This window comes from Pseudomonas sp. ICBG1301 (assembly GCF_016918385.1).
In the GTDB taxonomy this organism is placed as follows: Bacteria; Pseudomonadota; Gammaproteobacteria; order Pseudomonadales; family Pseudomonadaceae; genus Aquipseudomonas; species Aquipseudomonas palleroniana.
On record NZ_JAEKGB010000002.1, the window covers coordinates 26,640 to 51,932 of the forward strand.

18 protein-coding genes are annotated in these 25,293 nt (G+C 61.0%); 9 read left to right on the plus strand and 9 right to left on the minus strand.

The window, feature by feature from the left end; all coding sequences use genetic code 11:
- Positions 1 to 6 precede the first annotated feature (6 nt).
- Both JBE38_RS04195 and JBE38_RS04200 read left to right on the plus strand, forming a co-directional pair.
- On the plus strand, positions 7 to 2,262 hold the full coding sequence (locus JBE38_RS04195) for an Orn/Lys/Arg family decarboxylase (protein WP_205343651.1): 2,256 nt from the start codon (positions 7 to 9) through the stop codon (positions 2,260 to 2,262).
- Positions 2,263 to 2,282: 20 nt separating this feature from the next.
- Positions 2,283 to 2,852 (plus strand): GNAT family N-acetyltransferase, encoded by a 570-nt coding sequence (locus JBE38_RS04200; RefSeq protein WP_205344000.1) that lies wholly within the window; start codon positions 2,283 to 2,285, stop codon positions 2,850 to 2,852.
- Here JBE38_RS04200 and JBE38_RS04205 read toward each other — a convergent pair.
- Positions 2,849 to 3,742, minus strand: coding sequence for a LysR substrate-binding domain-containing protein (locus tag JBE38_RS04205; RefSeq protein ID WP_205343652.1), 894 nt, complete (start codon positions 3,740 to 3,742; stop codon positions 2,849 to 2,851). The genes JBE38_RS04200 and JBE38_RS04205 overlap by 4 nt on opposite strands.
- A 146-nt stretch (positions 3,743 to 3,888) precedes the next feature.
- Here JBE38_RS04205 and gspG point away from each other — a divergent pair, with 146 nt between their 5' ends.
- Both gspG and JBE38_RS04215 read left to right on the plus strand, forming a co-directional pair.
- The gene (gspG, locus tag JBE38_RS04210) at positions 3,889 to 4,338 is read left to right on the plus strand and encodes a type II secretion system major pseudopilin GspG (protein ID WP_205343653.1); all 450 of its coding nucleotides are present in this window, start codon (positions 3,889 to 3,891) and stop codon (positions 4,336 to 4,338) included.
- A gap of 103 nt (positions 4,339 to 4,441) precedes the next feature.
- Positions 4,442 to 4,786, plus strand: a complete 345-nt coding sequence (locus JBE38_RS04215) for a hypothetical protein (RefSeq protein WP_198761899.1) — start codon at positions 4,442 to 4,444, stop codon at positions 4,784 to 4,786.
- A gap of 60 nt (positions 4,787 to 4,846) precedes the next feature.
- Here JBE38_RS04215 and JBE38_RS04220 read toward each other — a convergent pair whose 3' ends face one another.
- Positions 4,847 to 5,083, minus strand: coding sequence for a hypothetical protein (locus JBE38_RS04220; protein ID WP_017136925.1), 237 nt, complete (start codon positions 5,081 to 5,083; stop codon positions 4,847 to 4,849).
- A 236-nt stretch (positions 5,084 to 5,319) separates the two neighbouring features.
- Between JBE38_RS04220 and JBE38_RS04225 the strand changes: the two genes are divergently transcribed.
- Complete coding sequence (locus JBE38_RS04225) at positions 5,320 to 5,877, plus strand: NADPH-dependent FMN reductase (RefSeq protein ID WP_205343654.1); 558 nt, start codon at positions 5,320 to 5,322, stop codon at positions 5,875 to 5,877.
- A 43-nt stretch (positions 5,878 to 5,920) separates the two neighbouring features.
- On the opposite strand, the gene JBE38_RS04230 is transcribed toward JBE38_RS04225, so the two are convergent.
- A complete protein-coding gene (locus JBE38_RS04230; protein WP_205343655.1) occupies positions 5,921 to 6,550 on the minus strand; it encodes an FMN-dependent NADH-azoreductase in 630 nt (209 codons plus the stop codon).
- A gap of 94 nt (positions 6,551 to 6,644) precedes the next feature.
- On the opposite strand from JBE38_RS04230, the gene JBE38_RS04235 reads away from it, so the two are divergent.
- Entirely contained in the window at positions 6,645 to 7,499 is an 855-nt protein-coding gene (locus tag JBE38_RS04235; RefSeq protein ID WP_060757130.1) for a LysR family transcriptional regulator, read from the plus strand.
- A 3-nt stretch (positions 7,500 to 7,502) separates the two neighbouring features.
- Here JBE38_RS04235 and poxB read toward each other — a convergent pair whose 3' ends face one another.
- Complete coding sequence (gene poxB / locus JBE38_RS04240; RefSeq protein ID WP_205343656.1) at positions 7,503 to 9,227, minus strand: ubiquinone-dependent pyruvate dehydrogenase; 1,725 nt, start codon at positions 9,225 to 9,227, stop codon at positions 7,503 to 7,505.
- A 427-nt stretch (positions 9,228 to 9,654) separates the two neighbouring features.
- Between poxB and JBE38_RS27615 the strand changes: the two genes are divergently transcribed.
- Positions 9,655 to 10,422, plus strand: a complete 768-nt coding sequence (locus tag JBE38_RS27615) for a type III secretion effector protein (protein WP_240202419.1) — start codon at positions 9,655 to 9,657, stop codon at positions 10,420 to 10,422.
- An 80-nt stretch (positions 10,423 to 10,502) separates the two neighbouring features.
- Here JBE38_RS27615 and JBE38_RS04250 read toward each other — a convergent pair whose 3' ends face one another.
- Both JBE38_RS04250 and JBE38_RS04255 read right to left on the minus strand, forming a co-directional pair.
- The gene (locus JBE38_RS04250; RefSeq protein WP_090371510.1) at positions 10,503 to 10,997 is read right to left on the minus strand and encodes a DUF934 domain-containing protein; all 495 of its coding nucleotides are present in this window, start codon (positions 10,995 to 10,997) and stop codon (positions 10,503 to 10,505) included.
- Positions 10,981 to 12,639, minus strand: a complete 1,659-nt coding sequence (locus JBE38_RS04255; protein ID WP_060757127.1) for a nitrite/sulfite reductase — start codon at positions 12,637 to 12,639, stop codon at positions 10,981 to 10,983. The genes JBE38_RS04250 and JBE38_RS04255 overlap by 17 nt, the downstream gene beginning before the upstream one ends.
- Positions 12,640 to 13,062: 423 nt before the next feature.
- Here JBE38_RS04255 and JBE38_RS04260 point away from each other — a divergent pair, with 423 nt between their 5' ends.
- On the plus strand, positions 13,063 to 14,124 hold the full coding sequence (locus tag JBE38_RS04260; protein ID WP_205343657.1) for an ABC transporter substrate-binding protein: 1,062 nt from the start codon (positions 13,063 to 13,065) through the stop codon (positions 14,122 to 14,124).
- On the opposite strand, the gene JBE38_RS04265 is transcribed toward JBE38_RS04260, so the two are convergent.
- Together JBE38_RS04265 and metH are read right to left on the minus strand one after the other, a co-directional pair.
- The gene (locus JBE38_RS04265) at positions 14,121 to 14,339 is read right to left on the minus strand and encodes a DUF2970 domain-containing protein (RefSeq protein WP_060757125.1); all 219 of its coding nucleotides are present in this window, start codon (positions 14,337 to 14,339) and stop codon (positions 14,121 to 14,123) included. The two genes, JBE38_RS04260 and JBE38_RS04265, sit on opposite strands and share 4 nt — an antisense overlap.
- 286 nt (positions 14,340 to 14,625) lie before the next feature.
- Complete coding sequence (gene metH / locus JBE38_RS04270; RefSeq protein ID WP_205343658.1) at positions 14,626 to 18,336, minus strand: methionine synthase; 3,711 nt, start codon at positions 18,334 to 18,336, stop codon at positions 14,626 to 14,628.
- A gap of 166 nt (positions 18,337 to 18,502) precedes the next feature.
- Between metH and JBE38_RS04275 the strand changes: the two genes are divergently transcribed.
- Positions 18,503 to 20,794: a fatty acid cis/trans isomerase gene (locus tag JBE38_RS04275; RefSeq protein ID WP_090371501.1), complete on the plus strand. Its 2,292-nt coding sequence runs from the start codon at positions 18,503 to 18,505 to the stop codon at positions 20,792 to 20,794.
- Between the two features lie 21 nt (positions 20,795 to 20,815).
- Here JBE38_RS04275 and JBE38_RS04280 read toward each other — a convergent pair whose 3' ends face one another.
- On the minus strand, positions 20,816 to 25,201 hold the full coding sequence (locus JBE38_RS04280; protein WP_205343659.1) for an SET domain-containing protein-lysine N-methyltransferase: 4,386 nt from the start codon (positions 25,199 to 25,201) through the stop codon (positions 20,816 to 20,818).
- Positions 25,202 to 25,293 lie beyond the last annotated feature (92 nt).

The following is a 25,293-nucleotide window of genomic DNA, read 5'->3' on the forward strand; positions in this document are numbered from 1 at the left end:
GCCGTCATGTACAAAGACTTGAAGTTTCCCGTTCTGATCGTGCATCGCGACATCAAGGCCGACACCGTTGCCGGTGACCGGGTTCGAGGCATCGCCAGGGAATTGGAACAAGAGGGCTTCAGTATCTTTTCTGCCGTGGACTATGCCGAGGGGCGGCTGGTGGCATCGACCCATCACGGCTTGGCCTGCATGCTGATTGCCGCTGAAGGTGCCGGGGAAAATACCCATCTGCTGCAAAACATGGTCGAACTGATTCGCCTGGCACGGGTGAGGGCGCCTAACCTGCCGATCTTCGCGCTGGGCGAGCAAGTCACTCTGGAAAACGCCCCGGCGGACGCCATGAGTGAGCTCAATCAACTGCGCGGCATTCTTTATCTGTTCGAAGACACGGTGCCGTTTCTCGCCCGGCAGGTGGCTCGTGCTGCGCGGACCTACCTGGACGGTTTGTTGCCACCGTTCTTCAAGGCCCTGGTCCAGCACACCGCCGATTCCAACTACTCTTGGCACACCCCCGGCCACGGGGGCGGCGTGGCCTATCGCAAAAGCCCGGTGGGGCAGGCGTTCCATCAGTTTTTCGGGGAGAACACGCTGCGTTCGGATTTGTCCGTTTCAGTACCGGAACTCGGTTCGCTGCTGGATCACACCGGGCCGCTGGCCGAAGCCGAAGCCCGCGCCGCACGCAACTTCGGCGCTGACCACACCTTCTTCGTCATCAATGGCACGTCCACCGCCAACAAGATCGTGTGGCACTCCATGGTCGGCCGTAACGACCTGGTGCTGGTGGACCGCAACTGCCACAAGTCGGTACTGCACTCGATCATCATGACCGGGGCGATCCCGTTGTACCTGTGCCCGGAGCGCAACGAGCTGGGCATCATCGGCCCGATTCCCCTGAGCGAATTCAGCCCCGAGGCCATCCGTGCCAAGATCGACGCCAGCCCGCTGACCCGTGGCCGGCCGGCGAAGGTGAAGATGGCGGTGGTGACCAATTCGACCTACGACGGCCTGTGCTACAACGCCGAGCTGATCAAGCAACAACTGGGCAGCAGTGTCGAGGTGCTGCACTTCGATGAGGCCTGGTACGCTTACGCGGCCTTTCACGAGTTTTTTGCCGGACGCTACGGCATGGGCACTTCACGCACGCCGGACAGCCCCCTGGTGTTCACCACCCACTCGACGCACAAGTTGCTGGCCGCCTTCAGCCAGGCGTCGATGATCCATGTTCAGGATGGTGGCGCCCGCCAACTGGATCGTGACCGCTTCAACGAAGCCTTCATGATGCATATCTCTACATCACCGCAATACAGCATCATCGCCTCGCTGGACGTCGCCTCGGCGATGATGGAAGGGCCGGCCGGGCGTTCGCTGTTGCAGGAAATGTTCGACGAAGCCCTGAGCTTTCGTCGTGCGTTGGCCAATCTGCGCCAGCATCTGGCCGCTGACGATTGGTGGTTCTCGATCTGGCAGCCACCGTCGGTGGCGGGTATCGACCGGGTTGTCACGACGGACTGGCTGTTGCATCCCGGCGACGACTGGCATGGTTTTGGCGACGTGGCCGAGGATTATGTGCTGCTGGACCCGATCAAAGTGACACTGGTGATGCCCGGCCTCAATGCCGGAGGAGCCTTGAGCGACAGGGGGATCCCGGCGGCGGTGGTCAGCAAGTTCCTCTGGGAACGCGGTCTGGTGGTGGAGAAGACCGGCCTGTATTCATTCCTCGTGTTGTTCTCCATGGGCATTACCAAGGGTAAATGGAGTACCTTGCTCACCGAATTGTTGGAGTTCAAGCGTAGCTACGATGCCAATGTCAGCCTGGCCAGTTGTTTGCCATCGGTGTATGCCCAGGGGCCGTCGCGCTATCAGGGTCTGGGGCTGCGTGACCTCTGTGATCAATTGCACAGCTGTTACCGCAGCAATGCCACCGCCAGGCACCTCAAGCGCATGTATACGGTGTTGCCGGAAATCGCCATGAAACCGGCCGATGCCTACGACCAACTGGTGCGAGGTGAGGTGGAGGCCGTGTCCATCGATGCCTTGCCTGGGCGCATCGCAGCGGTGATGCTGGTGCCTTATCCGCCGGGCATTCCGTTGATCATGCCTGGCGAGCGTTTTACTGAGGCAACGCGGTCGATCATTGATTACCTGGCGTTCGCCCGCACGTTCGACAGCAGCTTCCCCGGGTTTGTCGCCGATGTTCATGGGCTGCAGCACGAAGATGACGGTCATGGTCGTTGTTACACCGTCGATTGCATCAAGGATTAAGGATGGTTATGCACGCAGTGATGAACGCGAAGTATCCGGGACTCAGTGTCCGCGTGGCCGACGAGGGCTTCGATGCCTACGTGTGGGGCAATGATTTCAGCTTTGAGGTCAGTGGCTACGGCCAGCCGCAGATGGGCAAGCGGGTTGACGAATGGCCTGTGGAGCGGATCCTGCCGTACCGCAAGTGCTATGGCATAGACCCGGAAGAGTTCGCCAGTTTCCGTAACGCCGCCGACAGCGCAGTCTTCATGGCTTACCTCGATGATCGGGCGGTAGGGCATATTGTGGTGAGCACCAACTGGAATGGCTTTGCCCATGTTGATGAGTTGGCGGTGGTCCTGTCTGCGCGTCGCCATGGTGTGGCCAAGGCGCTGCTGGACGTGGCGCAGTTCTGGAGCCGCAAGAAAAACCTGCCGGGCATGATGCTGGAAACCCAGAACAACAACCTCGGGGCCTGCCGCTTGTATGAGCGGTGTGGCTATGTGATGGGGGGCGTCGACCACCTGCGCTATCGGGGCATTGATCCGCAAACCCGCGAAGTGGCGATCTTCTGGTACCGCTTGTTCAAGACGGAAACCGCAGCGTCCTAGCCCGCCAACAGGCCCTCTGCCTTCTGCGTGACAATCTCCAGCAACGCATTCAGGGCAGGGGTCGTCACGCTGTCCTTCAGGGTCAGCGCATACAGGCTGACCTGGATCGGCGGTGACAGCGGGCACGCGTCCAACCCAGCTTCCCGTGCGCCGAATGCGGTAAACGGGTCGACAATCGCCAAGCCTTCCCCGGCCTCCACCATGCTGCGCATCATCTGGTAGGTCTGTACGCGCGTCTGCACCACCGGCAGCGGGCGCAGGGCCCGCAGCTTGGCGTCCAGCAGGCGGCTGAGCGGGTCCTGGCCTTCGAGACCGATCATCGACTGCCCCGCCAGGTCCTGCAGGGCAATGTACTTCTGCCTGGGTTTGAGCCAGCCATGGGGCGCGAGCAGTTGCAATTTGCCTTGGGCCAATACGGTGCTTTGAATTTGTGGATGTTCCGGGTCATGCAGGCTCAGGCCCACATCGGCCTCATGCAACAACAGGCTCCTGACAATTTCCCGGGTCGGCAGGCTCGACAGGTTGCACGGCGTGTCCTGGAAGCGTCGGCGTAGCATGGCGATGCTTTGCGGCAGCAACTGGTTGGCCAGGGGCGGGGTGCACAGGGCGCGCAGGGTCGGCGCGTGATGGTGTTTCAACCGGTTGGCCAGGCGTTGCACCGGCTCCAGGGCCTCGTAGAGGTGGGCGATTTCGGCCTGCAGTTCCAGGGTCTCGCGCGTGGCTTGCAAGCGCCCACGCACACTGGCAAACAGCATGAAGCCTAATTGTTGCTCGGCGTCTTTGAGTACGGCGTCTACATCGCCCACAGGAAGTTGCAACCATTCGGCGGCAGTGCCGAGGTGTCCGGTTTGCAAGATGGCCTGAATCACTTCGATATGACGTAAACGCATCGCCGGAGTCTAGGGGGCGCGCGACGGTGTTTCAATGGCCGAGGCAAAAGAGCGCATGTTGCGGGGGCATATCGGGTAATCGTGCGTGCAACTGCAACGAGCAGGCCCTATAAAGAGCGTATTGATTTTATCAAGGAGGCATACCCATGCGCGGACTGACCGCAGTAGCGGGAGCGTTGCACACCCAACGCGGTTATACGCGTTGGGCGGCATTGACGGTGGTGCTGGTCATCGGCCTGTTGGCCGTGGCCTTGGGGCCGCGGTTGTTTGGTGATGTGACCCTGGTCGAGATCGCCAGCGCCAAAGCCCAGGTGAGCCAGCTCGGTGAGGCCGTCGAACGCTTTCATCAAGATACCGGTCGCTATCCTGGCGATGAGGAGGGGCTTGAAGCGCTCATTCGGCAACCCGCCGGAGAGGCCAACTGGAAGGGCCCTTATGTCGACGAGGCGTTGCTGACGGATCCTTGGGGTATTGCCTACCAGTATCATTATCCGTCGAGCCAGCCCAATACCCCCTTCGATCTGTTCTCCTTCGGCAAGGACCGCACGCTGGGTGGCGTCGGGGATAACAAGGATATTGCCTACGGCGACCTCTGATACATCTGGCATAACCTGGCGACCTGATTAGAATGGGGCATCTGATCATCAACGACCAATGCCGATGACTCGGCACTTAAAACAACAACAGGTCTGGTCTCAAATGCCTCTACCCACGAACATCTTCGGGGTAACGGCCAAGCAACTCCTGGTACTGGCAACCCTGGGGTGCGCGGCTGCTTATCTCTTGAACAATCAAGAAGAACATTCACCTGAAACCCTGGCGCTCGAAGCGTTTATCCGTTCCCAGGAACAGGTGAGCGAGCGCGTCGGCGCCGTGCTGGAAATGGCGTTGGTCAGGCAGGTGGTGGCTTACCCCACCAACACTACATCGGGGTACAAGCGTTCGATGTTTGTCGTCGAGGGCGAGAGAGGGCAGTTGATGGTGACGCTCAAGCAAATGGACGGCGAGCCAGGGGTCGAGGTGACTGAGATGCGTAACCGGTGATCCGCCAGCCCAGTCAGTGGCAGCCAGGGCCAGGACTGAGCAGGTCGACCAGGCGGGATCTTATGAGGCGAGGGTGGTTTGCGATTCGCGCACGATGATCGTGCCTGACTGGATCAATTTGAATTCATCACCTTCCAGTTTTTCTACGCGGTCGCCAATGGCCAACTTGTAGGTGGTGGTAGGCGTCGAGCCAGCCTGGCTGTCCTGCGCCGGGTTGGATTCCTGGAACTCATGCACCGAATACACACGTCCTTCCGCGTCTCTGGCATGGAACTGTCCGACAAGTACTGCAGCCATCTGTTTAGAACCTCTGGAGATAAACACTCGATTTCGGTTCTGTAGACCGTCATGAAGCGGGGTAGTTTACCTATAAGAAAAAAATACTATTCGTTGAAGTTTTCAGACACTTCCTACGCGCTTCCTGCACATTGCGCGCTGCGGAAAACCTCTCGAGGATTATCACAACCTGCTGGTGATCACGCCGCGAAGGCTCTATAACTACACACTCCTTAGTCAGACGTCGGGAAAAATCAATGAGCAAGGTCTACACGGTTGCCGTCCTGGTGGGCAGCTTGAGAAAAGCCTCGATCAACCGCAAGGTCGCCCTGGCATTGGCTGAACTGGCCCCTGCGAACCTCAAGTTGAACATTGTCGAAATTGGCGATTTGCCGCTCTATAACGAGGATATCGACGGTGCTACACCGCCGGCAGCCTACAGTACTTTTCGTCAGCAGGTCAGTTCATCCGACGCGGTGTTGTTCGTGACCCCGGAATACAACCGTTCCGTGCCCGCGCCGTTGAAGAATGCCATCGACGTCGGTTCCCGCCCTTACGGGCAAAGCGCCTGGAGCGGCAAGCCCGGGGCGATAATCAGCGTTTCGCCGGGTGCCATTGGTGGGTTTGGCGCCAACCATCATCTGCGTCAATCCCTGGTGTTCCTCGACGTGCCCTGCATGCAGCAGCCGGAAGCCTACTTGGGTGGCGCGGGCAGCGTGTTTGACGAGGCGGGCAAACTCTCGGACAAGACCCGGCCGTTTCTGCAGGCATTTATCGATGCCTTCGGCAAGTGGGTTGCCAAACAGCATGGCTGATGGCCTCGAACCCGGCCGACAAGGCCGGGTTTTTACTGAGGGTTCAGGCCAGTTGATCGGCCAGCAGCAGCGCCAGTGCGGTACTTTTCAGGCGCGATTCCCGATCGACTTCCGGCCCCAGGATCGTCTTCTCCACATACAGTGAATGCACGTTCGTCACTCCAATAAAGCCGAGCCAGGCGTCCATGTATGGGCGTTGGAAATCCATGGCCTGGGCGCCCGGTGCGGAAAAGTCCATGCCGCGCGCATACACATTGACGGCGGTCTTGTCCTGCAGCAAGCCTCGCAGGTCGTGCTCGGGGCTGAATTCGAACAGCACATCCTTCTGTGACACCACGTCGATAAAGTGCTTGAGCTTGTAGGGCACGGCGAAATTCCACAGCGGCACCGAAAACACCAGCACGTCAGCCTGATGCAGATAGGCGGCCAGGGATTTCAGCGCAGCCCAGGCGCCGGCCTGTTCCTCGGTCAAGGGCGTGCCGCTGAGACCGGCGTACTTGGCGTCCATGATCGCGCCATTGAACTCCGGAAGCTCCAGGGCCCATAGATCCAGGGTGATCACTTCTGTATCCGGAGCATTGTGCTGATAGCGGGCGATAAATTGGCGGGCGACATCCAGGGACGCGGAGCGCTGTTTACGTGGAGAACATTCGATGTGCAGGAGCGTGGTCATGATGGGCCTCGGGGCAGTTGACCCAGGCATTGCAACATAGTGATGATTGAAATATAAATCGTGTTTTAAGTGCTCATTAATCATTAATTAAAATATGTTCGACATCCTGTTACTCAAAACCTTCGTCGCTGTGGTGGACGAAGGTGGCTTCAGTCGCGCCGCGGCCCGCTTGCATCTCACGCAGTCGGCGGTGAGTGGTCATCTGCGGCGCCTGGAAGAGCAGGTCGGCAAGTCTCTGCTGATCCGCACCACGCGCGCCCAGCAACTGACGCCGGACGGCGCGCGGCTGATCGCTTATGCACGGGGCATTCTGGCGCTGAACCGGGATGCCTGGGCCGAGCTGACGCGCTCGGCCTGGGAAGGCAACCTGCGCCTGGGTGTTTCCGAGGAATTTGCCGAAGCACGACTGCTGCGCGAATTGCAGGCCGCCGCCGCCGAGTACCCGGGCATGCAGATCAGCGTGCAAGTGGGCATTCCCGGTACGTTATTGGCCCTGATGAAGCAGGGCGAGCTCGACGTGGTGGTGGGATCGTTGTGCGAGTCCGGCGAGCCAGGCCTGGCCTTGTGGCAGGAGCCGCTGGTATGGGCCTGGTGCGCGCAGCCGCGTGCGGTGTTGCCGACGCCCCTGCCACTGGCGCTGTTTCCCGAGCCCTGCCCGTATCGAGAGGCGGCCCTGACCCGCCTGGCGCAGGCCAATATCACGCAGCGCACTGCGGTCCTGTGTACCAGCTATGCCGGGTTGCACGCCGCGGCGCTGGCCGGTTTTGCCATCGCGCCCATGGTTCGCAGCCAGGTCGGCGCGGGCTTGACGGTACTCGGTGCCGAGCACGGTTTACCCGTGCTGCCCGATGCGCAGTTTCGCCTGTTCAGTGCGCCGGATGCGGACCCACGCCTGGTTGAGGTGATCACCCAGGTGGTGGTCCGCTATGGCGCCGCTCCACGCAACTGAAGGTCAGCGCAACCAGTTGGTGCGCGCCAGCTCAATCACTTCATCGCCACGCCCGCTCATGACCGCCTTGAGCATGTACAGGCTGAAGCCCTTGGCCTGTTCCAGCTTGATACTCGGAGGCATCACCAGCTCCTGGGTAGCGGTGACAACATCTACCAGCACCGGGCCGTCATGGGCCAGGGCGCGGCGGAGTGCCGGTTCCAGGTCTTCGGATTGCTCCACACGGATCCCCAGGATCCCCATGGCGTTGGACATGGCCGCGAAGTCCGGATTTTTCAGCTCGGTACCGGTATCGAGGTAGCCCGCCGCTTTCATTTCCATGGCGACAAAACCCAGGGACGCGTTGTTGAACACAATGACTTTCACCGGCAGTTGCAGTTGTGCCAGTGAGATGAAGTCCCCCATCAGCATGGTGAACCCGCCGTCGCCGGACATCGAAATCACCTGGCGCCCAGGAAACGCCGCTTGGGCACCGATGGCCTGGGGCATGGCATTGGCCATGGAGCCGTGATTGAACGAGCCGATCAGGCGGCGCTTGCCATTCATTTTCAGGTAGCGGGCGGCCCAGACGGTCGGCGAGCCCACATCGGCGGTGAAGATTGCATCATCGTCCGCCAGTTCACTGAGCAAGCGGGCGACATATTGCGGGTGAATCGGGCGGTTGGCTTTTGACGGCTGCGCCAGCTCATCCAGCCCCTGGCGGGCTTTCTCGTAATGCTTCAACGAGGTGTCGAGAAAGCTGCGATCGGTCTTGCGGGTCAGGCGGGGCAGCAGTGCATCGATGGTTTCACCGACATCGGCGGCGATGCCCAGGTCCAGCGCGACACGACGGCCCAGGGCCTGGGCATTGCGGTCGACCTGAATGATGGTCGCGTCGGTCGGGTAGAACTGACGGTAGGGAAAGTCGGTGCCGAGCATGACCAGCGTGTCGCAGTTGAGCATGGCGTGGTAGCCCGAGCTGAAGCCGATCAAGCCGGTCATGCCCACGTCGAAGGGGTTATCCCATTCCACATGCTCCTTGCCGCGAAGGGCATGCACCACCGGCGCGCCCAGGGCGTCGGCCAGCGCAACGACCTGGTCGTGGGCACCGGCACAGCCGCTGCCGCATAGCAGGGTCACTTTCTGGCTGCCCTGGAGCAGGTCGGTGAGGCGCTGCAGGTCCTGTTCGGCCGGTAGCGTGCGCGACGCATGCAGGGCCGGCCAGGGCTTGAGCCGGTCCTCGACTTCCAGCAGCGACACATCTCCCGGAATCACCACCACGGCCACGCCCCGGTTGAGAATTGCCGAGCGCATGGCACGGTGCAGCACCTCGGGCATCTGCGCGGGGTTGCTCACCAGTTCGATGAAATGGCTGCACTCCTTGAACAGTTCCTGGGGATGGGTTTCCTGAAAGTAATTGAGGCCGATCTCCGAAGAGGGGATTTGCGCAGCGATAGCCAGTACCGGCACGTGATTACGATGGCAGTCGAACAGGCCATTGATCAGATGCAGGTTACCCGGCCCGCAACTGCCGGCGCATACCGTCAGCTCGCCGGTGACGGCGGCCTCGGCGCCGGCGGCGAACGCCGCGACCTCTTCGTGGCGTACATGCATCCATTCGATGCTGTCCATGCTGCGCAGAGCGTCAGTCAGGCCGTTGAGGCTGTCGCCAGTCAGGCCCCAGATACGCTTGATGCCCGCTTGCTCGAGTGTGGTCGCCAATTGCTGGGCCAGGTTGATTTTCGCCATGAAGCACTCCAATCGTCAGTGAGATGAAAAGCGTCTGATCAGAAGAGGACAGTTCAACGAGGGCGTATGTTCAGCTCGTTGTATGAAGCTTGTGTCATCTGTCCTGCAAAAACTCAGGCATTTGATGACATGACGTGTAGTCATGGAACTCTGGTTTTGTGCATGGCCACTGAGGAGATGAAGCGGCAGGGAGCCCTCTCCTAAACATGTCAGAGGTCTAGCTATGCGGTTATCCAGTCAGTCTGCTATTTCGTCACCGGTTCCAATGGTTCACCCGCAAACAACAGGCACTTCTGCTCCGGCGTTGCCTGACGTGCGGGTTCCAAGTGTTTCGAATGTAACGCGGGATTCAACTCGCAATATGGAGCGCTCTGCTCAATACCCTATGGCGAGCGAGGAAGAGATCCATACCAGAAACAGGCGTGGTATGAAGTGGTTCAAGCGACCCAAGCCGCCCGTGGAAGCTGGTTCGGGTAAGCCACCTGCGTCATCTAAACCCCCAAAGCCGATTGTGTCTGCGTTGCCACCTGTGCCGCCGGTGCGCCCCAAGCCGATAACCAAGCTGAAAGGTACGCAGGCCGCTCTGGGGGACTCCCAGAAAATTGTCGGGTTGAACAAAAACAACGCGTTCCCACCACTCCCCAAGCAACTTGCCGCCAGCGCGCGCAGCTCTTTCGTGAATGCGGCGGTAGGCGGTTTGGTCAATATCCCATTCACGGTGGGGGAGCATTTTGCGTCTAAAACCATTATTGCCAGGATTGAAGCGCAAGCCAAAATGCCAGGCGCCGAACAGGTCAACGCAAGCGGCGTCAAGACGACCGTAGACCCAGGCGCTACGGAACAGCAAAAAATTGAGGCGCGCCTGGAGAACAATGAAATAAAACTGGAGTTGATGGTCAATTCAATCCTGTCCATCAACGAAGGTCCAGACGCCCCGGCAGTGGGCAAGGGCCCTGACGCGCCCACCGACACGGGCGGGCGTCTGGCCAATCTGGAAAAAACCATGGATGTTGTTGAGGCGCAGATGAAAGACATCGCGACTAGATACGGGCTTATTTATGAGCCGTATGTCGCGCCAGCTTCATCCGAAACACCGACTGAGCAGTCTCGCCTGGAGGTCATCGAGCAGCGGTTGATCCATATGACCCGGATGCTCAAGCGGCTGGTCAAAGTTGCGGAAGCAGACGCTGAGTAGCGACTGGGTCAAAGCAAGAAAAGCCAGGTGAAAAAAATGGGCACGCCGACGGGGTCGGGTGCCCATTTTTTCATTCAGGCTTAACGTCGACGAAACAGCGGCAGCGGTTCATCGGTTGCAGCCTGGTACGTCACCGAGAAATCCTTGAGGCTTTCCAGCGCTTCGTACGGGTCTTTGTCGGCGCGCAAGGCGAAGGCATCGAACCCGCAACGGTGCAGGTAGAACAGTTGGTCGCGCAGTACATCGCCAATCGCACGCAGTTCGCCTTTGTAACCGTAACGGTCACGCAGCAGACGGGCGTTGGAGTAGTTACGACCGTCGGTGAAGGCCGGGAAGTTCAAGGCGATGACCTGGAAGTGCTCCACGTCCTCGCCGATCTCCTCGGCTTCTTCATCGGCGTCCAGCCACACGCCCAGGCCGCCGTCGCGGGCCTTGAGGGCGTGGCCGTGTTCGCGCCACAGGGCCAACGGCACGATCAGGTCGTCGCAGTTGGAGATGCCGTCGAAGCTCGCGTCCTTGGGCAGCAGGTGCCAGGTTTCGTCGACGACTTGGTTGTTCTTAATGATTCGCTGCATAGACGCGCTCCTTGAACAGGTCGATGCCGATGCGCTGGTAGGTGTCGATGAAACGCTCATCTTCGGTACGCTGTTCGATGTACACATCGATCAGTTTGCCGATCACCTCGGGCATGGCTTCCTGGGCGAAGGACGGGCCGAGGATCTTGCCCAGGCTCGCATCACGGCTGGCACTGCCGCCCAGGGACACTTGATAGAATTCTTCGCCTTTCTTGTCCACGCCCAGGATGCCGATGTGACCGACGTGGTGGTGACCACAGGCGTTCATGCAGCCGGAGATGTTCAGGTCCAGCTCGCCGATGTCGAACAGGTAGTCCAGGTCGTCGAAACGGCGTTGGATCGATTCGGCAATCGGGATCGACTTGGCGTTGGCCAGGGAGCAGAAATCGCCACCCGGGCAGCAGATGATGTCGGTCAGCAGGCCGATATTCGGCGTGGCGAAACCGCTTTCGCGCAGCTCGCCCCACAGCGTGAACAGTTGGCTCTGCTCAACGTCGGCGAGGATGATGTTCTGCTCGTGGGAGGTGCGCAGTTGGCCGAAACTGTAGCGGTCGGCCAGGTCGGCGACGGCGTCCAGTTGCTTGTCGGTGATATCACCCGGCGCAACGCCGGTCGGTTTCAGCGACAGGGTCACCGCCACATAGCCCGGCTGCTTGTGCGCCAGGGTGTTGCGGGCACGCCAGCGGGCGAAGCCAGGGTGTTGCTGGTCGAGGGCGGCGAATTCGGCGTCCTGGTTGGCCAGGGCCTTGTACTCAGGGTCAACGAAGTGCTTGGCCACGCGGTGGACTTCGGCTTCGGTCAGGGTGGTCTGGCCGCCGCGCAGGTGTTCCATTTCGGCGTCGACTTTCTGGGCAAATACCTCAGGGGTCAGCGCCTTGACCAGGATCTTGATCCGGGCCTTGTATTTGTTGTCACGACGGCCGTAGCGGTTGTAGACCCGCAGGATGGCGTCGAGGTAGCTCAACAGGTCCTGCCACGGCAGGAACTCGTTGATGAATGCGCCGACCACCGGGGTACGGCCCAGGCCGCCACCTACCAGCACACGGAAGCCCAGCTCGCCGGCTGCGTTGTACACCGGCTCCAGGCCGATGTCGTGCACTTCGATCGCTGCGCGGTCCGAGGTCGAGCCATTGATGGCGATCTTGAACTTGCGCGGCAGGTAAGCGAATTCGGGGTGGAAGGTGGTCCACTGGCGGACGATTTCACACCAGGGGCGCGGGTCGATCAGTTCGTCGGCCGCTACACCGGCAAATTGGTCGGTGGTGACGTTGCGCAGGCAGTTACCGCTGGTCTGAATGGCATGCATCTGCACGGTGGCCAGTTCAGCCAGGATGTCCGGTACATCTTCCAGCGCCGGCCAGTTGAACTGTACGTTCTGGCGCGTACTGATGTGGGCATAGCCCTTGTCGTAGTCGCGGGCAATCTTGGCCATCATGCGCACCTGGCGCGAAGTCAGCTGGCCATAGGGCACGGCCACCCGCAGCATCGGCGCAAAGCGCTGAACATAAAGGCCATTTTGCAGGCGCAGAGGGCGGAACTCTTCTTCGCTCAATTCACCTGCCAGATAGCGTCGGGTCTGATCACGGAACTGCTTGACGCGGTCCTCGATGATGCGCTGATCGTATTCGTCGTATACGTACATATAGGTCCTGTTCTCGGCAAATCTGCGCGCACGGCCGCGCACTCCCAACGGAGCCGGCGCACGATACCAGTTTGCGTTTATGCGCAAAAGTGATGTTTGAGTATATGTAAATAACCAAATTGACTAATGAGAACGGTTATCGCGATACCCACATTTGTCATGCGGGCAATCATGAACTTTACTGTGGTCGAGTCTTAGTGCAGCCACCTATAAAACCGACAAGAGGCGATGCGATGAGCAATTCTACAAAGGCCCGTAAATCTGACAGTACCGTTGATGCCTGGGCGATTTTGTTTTTGATCGTTCTGGTGGTGGGCACCGCAGTATTCTGGGTGAGCCACCAGTAAAAAGGCTGTCGCTGAGCCTCGATTGACTGTCGCAATGCCACTATCATGGCGGTCAATGCTCAAGGCTCGGACAACCATGTTGAAGGTTCTGATTACGTGTGTGTGGTTGCTGGGGGCGGCGTACGGGACGATGGCCCAGGCCGCTTCGGTGGTGTTTCTCAATCCCGGCCTGTCGACGGAAACCTTCTGGGTCAGTTATGCGCAATTCATGCAGGCCGCGGCCAAGGACCTCGGCCTGGACTTGCGCGTGCGTTATTCCGAGCGCGACACTCGCAACACCCTGGCCCAGGCCCGGGAAGCGCTGCAAGGCGCTGAGCGCCCCGACTACTTGGTGCTGGTCAACGAACAGTACGTTGCCCCGCAGATTCTGCGCATGGCCCAAGGCAGTGGGGTCAAGTTGTTGCTCGTGAATAACGCGCTGACGGCTGATCAGGCGCAAATGCTCGGCAGCGGCGTCAATTGGCTCGGCAGTATGGTGTCCAACGACGAGCAGGCCGGTTACCTGATGCTCAACGACCTGCTGCGTGCTCACGGCCCGGCAGCGCCTGGCGAGACCATAGAGCTGTTGGCATTCTCCGGCGTCAAGACCACCCCGGCGGCCTTGCTGCGTGAGCAGGGCCTGCGTCGCGCTCTGGCCGAACACCCGCAGGTGCGCCTGCGCCAGCTGGTCTATGGCGAGTGGAGCCGCCAGCGCGCCTATGAGCAGGCCACGCTGCTATTCAAGCGCTACCCGCAGACGACGCTGGTGTGGTCGGCCAATGACGAGATGGCGCTGGGCGCGATGCAGGCCCTGCAAGACAGAGGTCGCGTACCCGGCAAGGACGTGCTGTTCAGTGCGCTCAACAGCTCGCCGGAGGTCTTGAACGCGCGCCTGGACGGGCGGCTGACAACCTTGGTGGCCGGGCATTTTACCCTGGGCGGTTGGGCGATGGTGTTGATCAATGATGATGCCAAGGGCGTCGACATCAATGCCCATGGCGGGCGCGACCGCCAGGAAGCGCTATTCCAACTGATCGATACCGCCCAGGCTCGACGTTTGCTTGAGCCTATGGCAAAGGTGGATTTCCGTGCGCTGTCCGCCGTCGACAAGCCGGCTTCCTACCGTTACCCCTTCAGCCTGCAACTGCTGTTGCGCTAGACGCCGGCCAGGTGCAGCACGAGCTTGACGATACCGAACAAGGTCAAGGCAAACACCACGGTAAACAGAATGCCCAGCGCTACAAAGTGGCTGGGCTTGCCGTGGGTAAAGTCCCGGGCGCGGTTCTTGCCGCTCTGTACGCCGAAGGCGGCAGCCACGACGCTGTGAAGCATCTGCCAGAAGGTAGGAGGCTTGTTGTTGACTGGATCGTCCATACATCCCTCGACACAAGGTGTGTGAGAGAGAGCATAGCCGCTGGCGGGTCGTAGTGAGCGGGCTTGTCCTAATGCCAGTCAGTCAAGCGATAGAACGGACGATGAATAACTTGTGGGAGGGGGCTTGCTCCCCATGAGGGTGTGTCAGTCAGCAATTTATCGACTGACTCACCCTCATCGGGAGCAAGCCCCCTCCCACAGTCGCCGCGGTCTTTCAGAAATACCATGGCGTCCTTGTTGGGGCGGCTGCGCCGCCCAGCGCGGGGCGAGCCCGCTCACTACAGGGTCAGTTGTCGTAGCCGAGGTTCGGTGCCAGCCAGCGTTCAGTCACGGCCAGGTCCTGGCCTTTACGCGCGGTGTAGCTTGCAATCTGGTCTTTATCCACCTTGCCCACGGCAAAGTACTGCGCCTGCGGGTGGGCGAAGTACCAGCCGCTGACCGCCGCCGCCGGGAACATCGCGTAGTGCTCGGTAAGGAACACTCCGCTGCGGCCGGCGTGCAGTTCATGGGCCTCTGGGTCCAGCAACTGGAACAGGGTGCCTTTCTCGGTGTGGTCCGGGCACGCCGGGTAGCCGGGGGCAGGGCGGATGCCGCTGTACTGCTCCTTGATCAACGCCTCGTTGTCCAGCGCTTCATCCTTGGCATAGCCCCAGTAGTCTTTACGCACCTGCTGGTGCAACCACTCGGCGCAGGCTTCGGCCAGGCGGTCGGCAAGGGCCTTGACCATGATCGAGTTATAGTCGTCGCCCGCATCCTGGTAGGCCTTGGCCACTTCTTCGGCGCCGATGCCGGCGGTGGTAATGAACCCGCCCACGTAGTCGGTCACGCCGCTGTCCTTGGGGGCGACGAAGTCGGCCAGGGAGAAGTTCGGCTTGCCGTCGGTCTTGATGATCTGCTGGCGCAGGTGGTGCAGGGTGGCCAGAGGCTTGCCGTCATCGCCGTAGACTTCCAGGTCATCGTCCTGCACCTGGTTGGCCGGCCAGAAGCCGAACACTGCGCGCGCGCTGATGAGTTTCCCGTCGATCAGCTTCTTGAGCATTTCCTGGGCATCGGCATACAGCGCGGTGGCGGCTTCGCCCACGACTTCATCGGTGAGGATGCGTGGGAATTTGCCGGCCAGGTCCCAGGAAATGAAGAAGGGCGTCCAATCGATGTAATCGGCCAGGACACTCAGGTCGATATTGTCCAGCACCTTGGCACCGGTAAACGTCGGCTTGACCGGGGTGTAGCCGGCCCAGTCGAACTGCGGCTTCTTGGCGATGGCCGCCGCGTAGCTCAGGCGCTCGGTGCGGGCACTACGGTTGGAGGTGCGCTCGCGGACTTCCACGTACTCCTCGCGGGTCCGTTCGACAAAACCGGCCTTGAGTTCCTCGGACAGCAATTGCGTGGCCACACCCACGGCACGCGAGGCGTCGGTGACATACACCACCGCATCGTTGCTGTATTTGGGCTCGATCTTCACCGCCGTGTGCGCCTTGGACGTGGTCGCGCCACCGATCATCAGCGGCAGGTGGAAATCCTGGCGCTGCATCTCACGCGCCACATGCACCATCTCATCCAGCGACGGGGTGATCAGGCCGGACAGCCCGATAATGTCGCACTGCTGCTCCTTGGCCACCTGCAGGATCTTCTCCGCCGGCACCATCACGCCCAGGTCGACGATGTCATAGCCGTTGCAGCCCAGCACCACGCCGACAATGTTCTTGCCGATGTCGTGCACGTCGCCTTTGACCGTGGCCATCAGGATCTTGCCCTTGGCTTGCGGCTTGTCGCCTTTTTCCAGCTCGATGAACGGGATCAAGTGGGCCACGGCCTGCTTCATCACCCGGGCGGATTTCACCACCTGGGGCAGGAACATTTTGCCGGCGCCGAACAGGTCGCCAACAATGTTCATGCCGGACATCAGCGGGCCTTCGATCACTTCGATCGGACGTGCGAACGACAACCGGGATTCCTCGGTGTCTTCAACGATATGCGTGGTGATGCCCTTGACCAGCGCGTGCTCCAGGCGCTTGTTGACCTCCCAGCCACGCCACTCCTCGGTCTCGGCTTCCTTGACGCTGCCGTCGCCCTTGTACTTGTCGGCAATGGCGAGCAGGGCATCGGTGCCGTCCGGGGTGCGGTTGAGCACCACGTCTTCCACCGCATCACGCAGCTCGGCCGGGATCTGGTCGTAGATTTCCAACTGGCCGGCGTTGACGATACCCATGGTCAGGCCATTGCGGATCGCATACAGCAGGAACACCGAATGGATTGCCTCGCGCACCGGGTTGTTGCCGCGGAACGAGAACGACACGTTGGACACACCGCCGGAGCTCAGTGCATACGGCAGCTCGTCGCGGATATAGGCGCAGGCGTTGATGAAGTCGACGGCATAGTTGTTGTGCTCTTCGATACCGGTGGCGACCGCGAAGATGTTCGGGTCGAAGATGATGTCTTCCGGTGGGAAGCCGACCTCATTCACCAGGATGTCGTAGGAGCGTTTGCAGATCTCTTTCTTGCGCGCTTCGGTGTCGGCCTGGCCGGCCTCGTCGAACGCCATCACCACCACGGCCGCGCCGTAGCGCTTGCACAGCTTGGCGTGATGAATGAACTGCTCCACGCCTTCTTTCATGCTGATGGAGTTGACGATGCCCTTGCCCTGGATGCACTTGAGGCCCGCTTCGATCACGTCCCACTTGGAGGAGTCGATCATGATCGGCACACGGGAGATGTCCGGTTCGCCGGCGATCAGATTGAGGAAGGTCACCATGGCCTTCTTCGAATCGAGCATCCCTTCGTCCATGTTGATGTCGATCACCTGGGCGCCGGCTTCCACCTGCTGCAGGGCGACTTCGAGGGCTTCGGTGTAGTTGTCCTCACGGATCAGCCGGGCAAACTTGGCAGAACCGGTGATGTTGGTGCGTTCGCCGACGTTGACGAACAACGAGCTGCGATCAATGGTGAACGGCTCCAGGCCCGACAGGCGGCAGGCCTTCGGAATGTCCGGGATCACGCGTGGCGCGTAGCCGGCCACGGCCTTGGCAATCGCCTCGATGTGGCCTGGGGTGGTGCCGCAGCAACCGCCGACGATGTTGAGGAAGCCGCTCTGGGCGAACTCTTCGATGACCTTGGCGGTTTCCGAGGGCAGCTCGTCATACTCGCCGAACTCGTTGGGCAGGCCGGCGTTGGGGTGGGCCGATACGTGGGTGTTGGCCTTGTTGGACAACTCTTCCAGGTACGGGCGCAACTCGCTGGCGCCCAGGGCGCAGTTCAAGCCCACCGAAATCGGCTTGGCGTGGGCCACGGAGTTCCAGAACGCTTCGGTGGTCTGGCCCGACAGGGTACGGCCGGAGGCGTCGGTGATCGTGCCGGAAATCATGATCGGCAGTTCCACGCCCAGCTCCTCGAACACGCCTTGCACGGCGAAGATCGCGGCTTTGGCGTTGAGAGTGTCGAAGATGGTTTCGATCAGGATCAGGTCGGCGCCGCCTTCGATCAGCCCTTTAGTGGCTTCGGTGTAGTTTTCCACCAATTCGTCGAAGGTCACGTTGCGGTAGCCGGGGTTGTTCACGTCGGGCGACAACGAGCAGGTGCGGCTGGTCGGGCCGAGCACGCCGGCGACAAAGCGCGGCTTGGCCGGGTTCTCCAGGGTCTTGGCGTCGGCCACCTTGCGCGCCAGGCGCGCACCTTCTACGTTTAGCTCGTAGGCCAGTTCTTCCATGCCGTAATCGGCCATGGAAATGCGCGTGGCGTTGAAGGTGTTGGTTTCGAGGATGTCGGCCCCGGCATCCAGATAAGCCTTCTCGATCCCGCCGATCACGTCGGGGCGGGTAATCACCAGCAGGTCGTTGTTGCCCTTGACGTCGCTTGGCCAGTCGGCGAAGCGTTTGCCACGGTAGTCATGCTCCTCGAGCTTATAGCTCTGGATCATCGTGCCCATGCCGCCGTCGAGGATCAGGATACGTTCCTTGAGGGCTTGGTGAAGGGCTTGCAGACGAGCGCTACGATCGGACATGGGACTACTCTGGTCAGGCATTACGGGGGGCATGAATCATAGCAAACCTGTGCCGATTTGGAGCATGCCCGGGCTTTGCATGAATATCGTTCATGTTGGAAGGGGCGATGGCCCTGTAGAATCACCGGCAATTTTTCAGCGTACGCTTCGATTCGGGACTGGGCACATGCCATTTCGTTTTATTACCAGCGCCGTCCTGGCGTTGGTCGCCGGCTATGCCCAGGCACAAGGTCCCGCTTCGGCGATCTCCTATACCCGCGATATTCAGCCGATCTTTACCGAGAAGTGCGTGGCCTGCCACGCCTGCTACGACTCCGCCTGCCAACTCAACCTGGGCAGTGCCGAGGGCGCGGCGCGCGGTGCGAGCAAGTCGCCGGTTTACGATGGCGAGCGCAGCCAGGCGACGCCAACCACCCGTTTGTTCTATGACGCGTTCGGCAAGCAGGCGTGGCAGCAAAAGGGTTTCTATTCGGTGCTGGACGCCCAGGGCAGCCAGGCCGCGCTGATGGCACGCATGTTGGAACTGGGCCACAACGCACCGCTGCAACCCAATGCCAAATTGCCTGAAGACATCGTGCTGGGCCTCAACCGCGACAACATGTGCGCAATGCCCGGCGAGTTCAACGCCTATGCCGGCGCGCATCCCAAGGAAGGCATGCCCCTGGCGGTCACCGGCCTCACCGATCAGCAGTACCAGACCCTGCAACGCTGGCTCGCCTCCGGTGCGCCGATCGATGAGCAGGGCCTGGCGCCCAGTGCCCGTGAAGCCTTGCAGGTGCAGCAATGGGAGAACCTGTTCAACCAGCCCGGTGCCCGCGAGAGCCTGGTGGCGCGCTGGTTGTACGAGCACTTGTTCCTGGCACATATCTATTTCGAGAACGGCGAGCCTGGGCATTACTTTCAATGGGTCCGTTCACGCACACCCAGCGGCCAACCCATCGACCTGATCGCCACGCGCCGCCCCAACGACGACCCCGGTACCCAGGTGTACTACCGCCTGTGGCCGGTGCAGGGGGTGATTGTGCATAAAACCCACATCACTTACCCGTTCAGCGCCGAGAAGATGGCCCGCATCAAGGCGCTGTTCTACGCCGGCAACTGGCAAGTGAATGCCTTGCCGGGCTACGGCCCGGGGCGTCGCGCCAACCCGTTCGAGACGTTCGAGGCGATCCCGGCCAAGGCGCGTTACCAGTTCATGCTGGATAACGCCGAATATTTTGTGCGCACGTTCATTCGTGGGCCGGTCTGCCGTGGGCAGATCGCCACGGATGTGATCCGCGATAACTTCTGGACCCTGTTCCAGGACCCGGATCACGATCTGTACATCACCGATGCCCGTTATCGCGGCCAGGCCACGCCGTTGCTGGCGATGCCGGGGCAGAACGATGACGTGGGCAGTGTGCTCGGCCTGTGGCTGGCTTATCGCGACAAGCGCAACCAATACGAAGTCTTGCGCCGCGACAGCTATGCAGACGTGGCGCCGCCCAGTTGGTCGACCCTGTGGGCCGGCAACGACAATGCGTTGCTGACGATCTTTCGTCACTTTGACAGCGCCTCGGTCACCAAAGGCCTGATCGGCGAAGTCCCGCAAACGATGTGGTTGTTCGACTATCCGCTGCTGGAGCGCACCTATTACCAACTGGCGGTAAATTTCGACGTGTTCGGCAACGTGTCGCACCAGGCCCAGACGCGCTTGTATTTCGACTTGATCCGCAACGGCGCCGAGCAGAACTTCCTGCGCTTGATGCCGGCTGACAGCCGCGACGGTTTTCTCGATGACTGGTACCAGAACAGCGGGAAACTGAAGATGTGGCTCGACTATGAGGCGATTGACGACGACAAGCCGAGCGGCCTGCACCTCAACGCGCAAGACCCGAAACGCGACTTCGCCAACCAGTTGCTGGCCCGCTACGGCGACCTCAACGTCAGCCCGGACCCGATCAACCGCTGCACCGGCGCGTTTTGCTCGCGTGACGGTATCGAGCCAGCCTTGCAGGACGCCGAACAGGCGCTCAGCCGCCTGACCTCACGCCCGGCGGCCGGGCTCAAGGTCATCGACCAATTGCCTGAAGCGACCTTGCTGCGCATTGAGACCGCCAGCGGCAAGCGCGAGGTCTACAGCATGCTGCGCAATCGAGCGCACAGTAACGTGGCGTTCCTGCTGGGTGAGGCCTATCGCTACCAGCCCGGGCTGGATACGCTGACTATTTATCCCGGCGTACTGACCAGCTATCCGAACTTCATCTTCAACATCCCGGCGCAGCAAGTGCCTGAGTTTGTGGCGGCCATGGAGAACGCCAAGGATGCCAAGGGTTTTGAGCAGATCGTTGATCGATGGGGTATTCGTCGCAGTCATCCGCTGTTTTGGCAGTACTTTCACGATCTGTCGCGATACATCCACGAAACCACACCGGTGGAAGAGGGTGTACTGGACATGAACCGCTATGAAAACCTCTGAGTCCCCGCGCTATCGTCGACCCTACGGGGATGGGCGTGACCAGTAGGCGGGGCCATAGTCCATCAGCAGTTCACTGCCGGCGCGAATGTCGTCCTTGGCGATCAGGAAGACCATGTATTTTCCGGCATAGACGGCCGCCACATTGTCGTTGCCCACGCGTGGCGCGCCGGGCATCTGGCCTGTATTGATCAGGCTGAGCATATTGCTGTTGCCATGCCCGCTGATCGTCGCGCCCTCGGTGGCGGTCTGGAATAAATAGTCGGACACCCGCTGCATGCCATGCTCAAGAATATCGGCGCTGAGCGACGCATCGTTCAGATGCAGGCGCCCGGTGTACGGCCCCAACACATCAAAATGCTGGATATCGCGCCGTGCCACCAGCGAGTAGCCGCGCTCCGGGCCGTCGTCGAGTTTTTTTACCTCGAACAGTTCGCTCAGCAGGTCATGGTGACGGCCTTCCTTGGTGATCCAATCCTGGATGTCTTCCGTCACAGCCTCGATCACCCGCTGGCGCTTGGGCTCCCTGAGCCCGTCGAACAGGCCGCAGTCATTGGTGATCCTGATCTGCTCCACCGCGCCCTCCAGGTCTGCCGTCAGGCTGCGGTTGACGTTGTAGGGATCTTGCAGGATCGGCGCGGCGTTGTTGATCTGGTGCCCATCGGGGCGATCGGCGTCGTAGTGCGTACGGCTGCGCTTGGCGGCAAGGGTAGGCTGTTCAGTGTCGGGTTCACGCGGCGACGTCTGGGTGGTGGAATCCTTGGAGGGACTGGCGGCCGGCACCGGCACTGTGCGCTTGCGCGCCAGCGGTGTGTTGGGCAGGGGCTGGTCAAAAAACACCGCCAGGCGCCCGGCCTGGGTCAACTGGCCATTGTCTTCGACATACTGCCGCCATTTCACCGGGTTCAGATTACGCTGGTCGAGGAAGTGTTCCATCGAACGATGCGGCTGGGTCTGGGCGTGCAGGCGGTGCCAATCCTCCAGGTCTTGCCGGGTCAGCGGGCTGAACGACTGCTGCAGGCTGTGTTTTTCCAGGACTTTGCCAAGTGGCGTGAATGAGCCGTCCATATTGACGTGGTCGATAAAGGCCTGCGGGTCGAGGTTGTGATCGTGGGCATAGCCCTCGCGGGTGCGCTTGACCCGCATCGCCTGGGGCATGCGCCGCCAGCGTTGCAGGTTTTTCAAGGCCACGGGCACCCGTGCGTGGGTGGCTTGATCGAGCATTGCCTGGCCGCGACCGCGCAGTTCGCCGCGCATATGCACAAACTGGTGAAACGCTGCGGGATCGAGTTTGTGCTTTTTGATGAAGGCGTCCGCCGCCAGTTTCAGGGCCATCTCGGAAAAGGTCGACCACTTTTGCAAGGTCGGCGCTGTTATCACGTTCAGGCCATCCGGCGCGCCGCCCGTGAGCCGTGTCTGGCTTGAAAACCAATGCCCAGGCTCGACCGACGACAGCCTGATGCCAAGGTCTTGATTGGTTTTCGGGTTGATCAATGCGACGGTAAAGCTGTTGCCGGTCCCTTCGGCGATTTCCTTAATGTAGCCGTAGGAATGCTCGCGGATCTGATAGATGGCGATCTCGCCGCGCTCATCGATGTTGCAGACAAACGCCTGACCATACTCGCGTCGGTGGAAAATCCCCCGGGAATCCGGCTTGAGCCCGCTGATCCAGTGGGCCGACACCGCATAGCGGCTGATGTGCGGGTCACTGTTGCTCATGACCGTGACCGGTTCGCGAAAGCGTGGGCCGAAAACGCTGTCCGAGGCTGCGTCAATCAAGCGCCAGTCCGGCTGCGCAGTGCTGCCGACATTGCGCAGCGGCACATTGGGCGTGCCGGCTACCACGAACAGTCGGTCGCCGGGTTGCCGTGGCGTCCAGCCTGTGGGGTTTACCGGGATCAAACGGCTGGCCGGAATCATTTCGTCCGCCCATTCGCCGAACGTGTTCAAGGTCTTGTAGAGCAATTTGAGCGAGTAATAATGGCCCATGCGCAAAAGGGTCGGGAGGGCGCTGAGTGGGTTGAGTTCCTGCAACACCTGGATGATCAACTGCCGCGTCAGGGTCTTGAGCGCGGGCAGCGCCAGGCGGATCCCGGCTCGGCCCGATTGCACGATCACCCTGGCACTGCCGGCCACGTATTTGCCCAGGGGCAGGGCAAACCCAACGATATCGGCAAAAAAACTCAAGCCGCCGAGGGCCACGCGTTCCGGGTCGCTGGAATTGAGGTCTTCGATGGGGCCCCAGAACGGCACCAGGACTTTGCCCCAGAACGCCATGCGCTCGCCGAGGTATTCGCCGAGGTCCAGTACCTTGGTGGCTTCACGGGTGGTATCCAACAACGCGACTTCGTCGCAGTAAAAGTGTTGCTCGGCAATCATGTGCGCCAGCGCTTCAGCGCGTGCGCCATAGAGGTGGTTGGTGGCGCGGGACGCCTGACTGACGGGTAGATCGAGCGGTGCCAGCACCTCGCCAACGGGGTCGGCGATCAGCGTATGCTGCTGGCCGGGCCTGGGCGTTGCGCCGTTGCGGTAGGCCGGCCAGTCGAATGCCAGCAAGGTGCCGCAGCGAAAACTGCCCTTGCCGGGGCGGGTGGCGCCGCCAATCGATTGGGTCTTGACCACGCCACCGATCAGCAGGCTGCGGATGTCGTCGCGCACACGAATCACGCCAAGGGCGGGAAACACTTCGATGTAACACGCCGCGTTCGCCAGACGCGGGTTGCCCAGGCGCAGGATGAAACCCGTGCGGCCACGTACGGCGGCGGTCCGGCGCGGGGTCTCGAAGGTGGCTTCGACGTCGCGCAGCGGCTCGCGCAATGCATAGACGCGGACTTCATCGCGCTCGATATCGCCGACCGCCGGCGGGATTTGCGCGAGCAGTGTCTTGATCAGTTTTTTATAGGCGGCTTTCGGGGTTCGCAAATAGGCATAGAACGCCGTGTCATGGGCTTGGTCGCTGCTGAACTGCGCGCGTCCCGGTGGCCGGAGTACAAGCTGCTTGACCGCCTCGATCACCTCGCGCTCGTGGCGCTCCAGTGCCGCAACCGCCTGGGTCACTTGCTCGGGGGTATAGCGCTGCTTTTGCACGGGCAGCAAACCGTTGGCCTGCGCCCAGTGCAGGGTCGGTGGCAATCTGGCCAGGGTCACCAGTGCCTGTCGCCCGGTATCGCCCTCGCAGGCCCGGAAGTACTCGGCTGAAAGGTTGTGCAACTCATCGAAGGTGAAACCCCGCGCCGCGCCGGGTGCCAGGCATTCGGCGAGCAGAAAGCCACTTTTGAAATGCACCCAGGCACTGGTGGTGCCGTAGGACAGCTCATCGGGAATGTCGTCGACCCATACCTCGCTGGCGATGTGCGCCTTGGCGACGCACAGCACCAGCGCCGCGCCATGGGCGTCGACGCCCAACTCACGCTGGTAGTCGTGCAGCAGGGACTCGCGGATTTGCGCGTAGCGGGCGCACGGTTCGATCAACCGGTTGAGTTCGTTGTCGTACTGGGCGGCGTCCTGGGGCTTGATGCTCAGCCATAGGGCGCGCCAGACGAGTTTGACCAGCACTGCCCGGGGGCAGTCCTGCGTCGGGTCTGCGCCGAACCAGTCGAGTGCGCTGACGATCCGCCGGCCGACTTCGAGGCTGTGGGGTTGATGCAGGTGTTCGCTTAACAGTGCCGTCGGCTGGCTGCGGGCCAGCTTTTGCTGCGGGGTAAAAAACGTGTCGGGAAGGATGTGGCTGAACAGCGATTTGCCGTGTTCCTCTTCCAGCGCACGCGTCACGCCGACGATGATTGCATCGCCGGCGTCGCCCAGTAGCGGCTCCAGGTCGTTATTGTGATCGGCATGCCCCAGCGCGAGCAGCGCGCAGCATTCGCGTAGCGTGTCGAGCAGCCTGTTCCATTGCGCGGGCGTGGCCGGGCTGTGAGGGACCAGGCCGTAATATTTGAGCGCGAGATCGAAGCGTACCGAGCCGTTACTCTTGAGCCCGTCGCCGACGCGATGGAGGATGGCCAATAGCACCTCGGCATCCATCGTCCAGTAGGTGGGGATATCGCGCAGTACCACGGGTTGATTGCACAGCGTGAAAACCTCCGGGATGGCAGGTTTCGGCTGCCTGGGGGTGTTGACGAGGGCGGTGAGGGAGTCCAGCAGCGTGTCGGTGTAGGGCGTCTGGGAGGGTTGCCGGTTGTGTAGGTATTCGACAAAGTCCTCGTCGGCCTCCAGCTTTTGCAGCGTGGTGAACGCGGCCTGGCATTGTCGGCCGAGTTCGGAACCGGGGAGCGGGCGGTAATAGAGGCGGGCAGCCGCTGCGCTGGAGGCGGGGCTGGCCAGCGGGGTGACTGCATCGATCAAGTGGTACAGGGTGTCGAGTTGGGCGGGGCGTTCTCTGCAAAAAATCGATGACGATAGTGGGTCCATGGCGGGTCTCGGCCGAGTCGGTAAAACCCGATGTTAGGCAGGCGCTGCCGGGCCGGGACCTATATAGATACCTGCCGGTATGTCGGTGACTT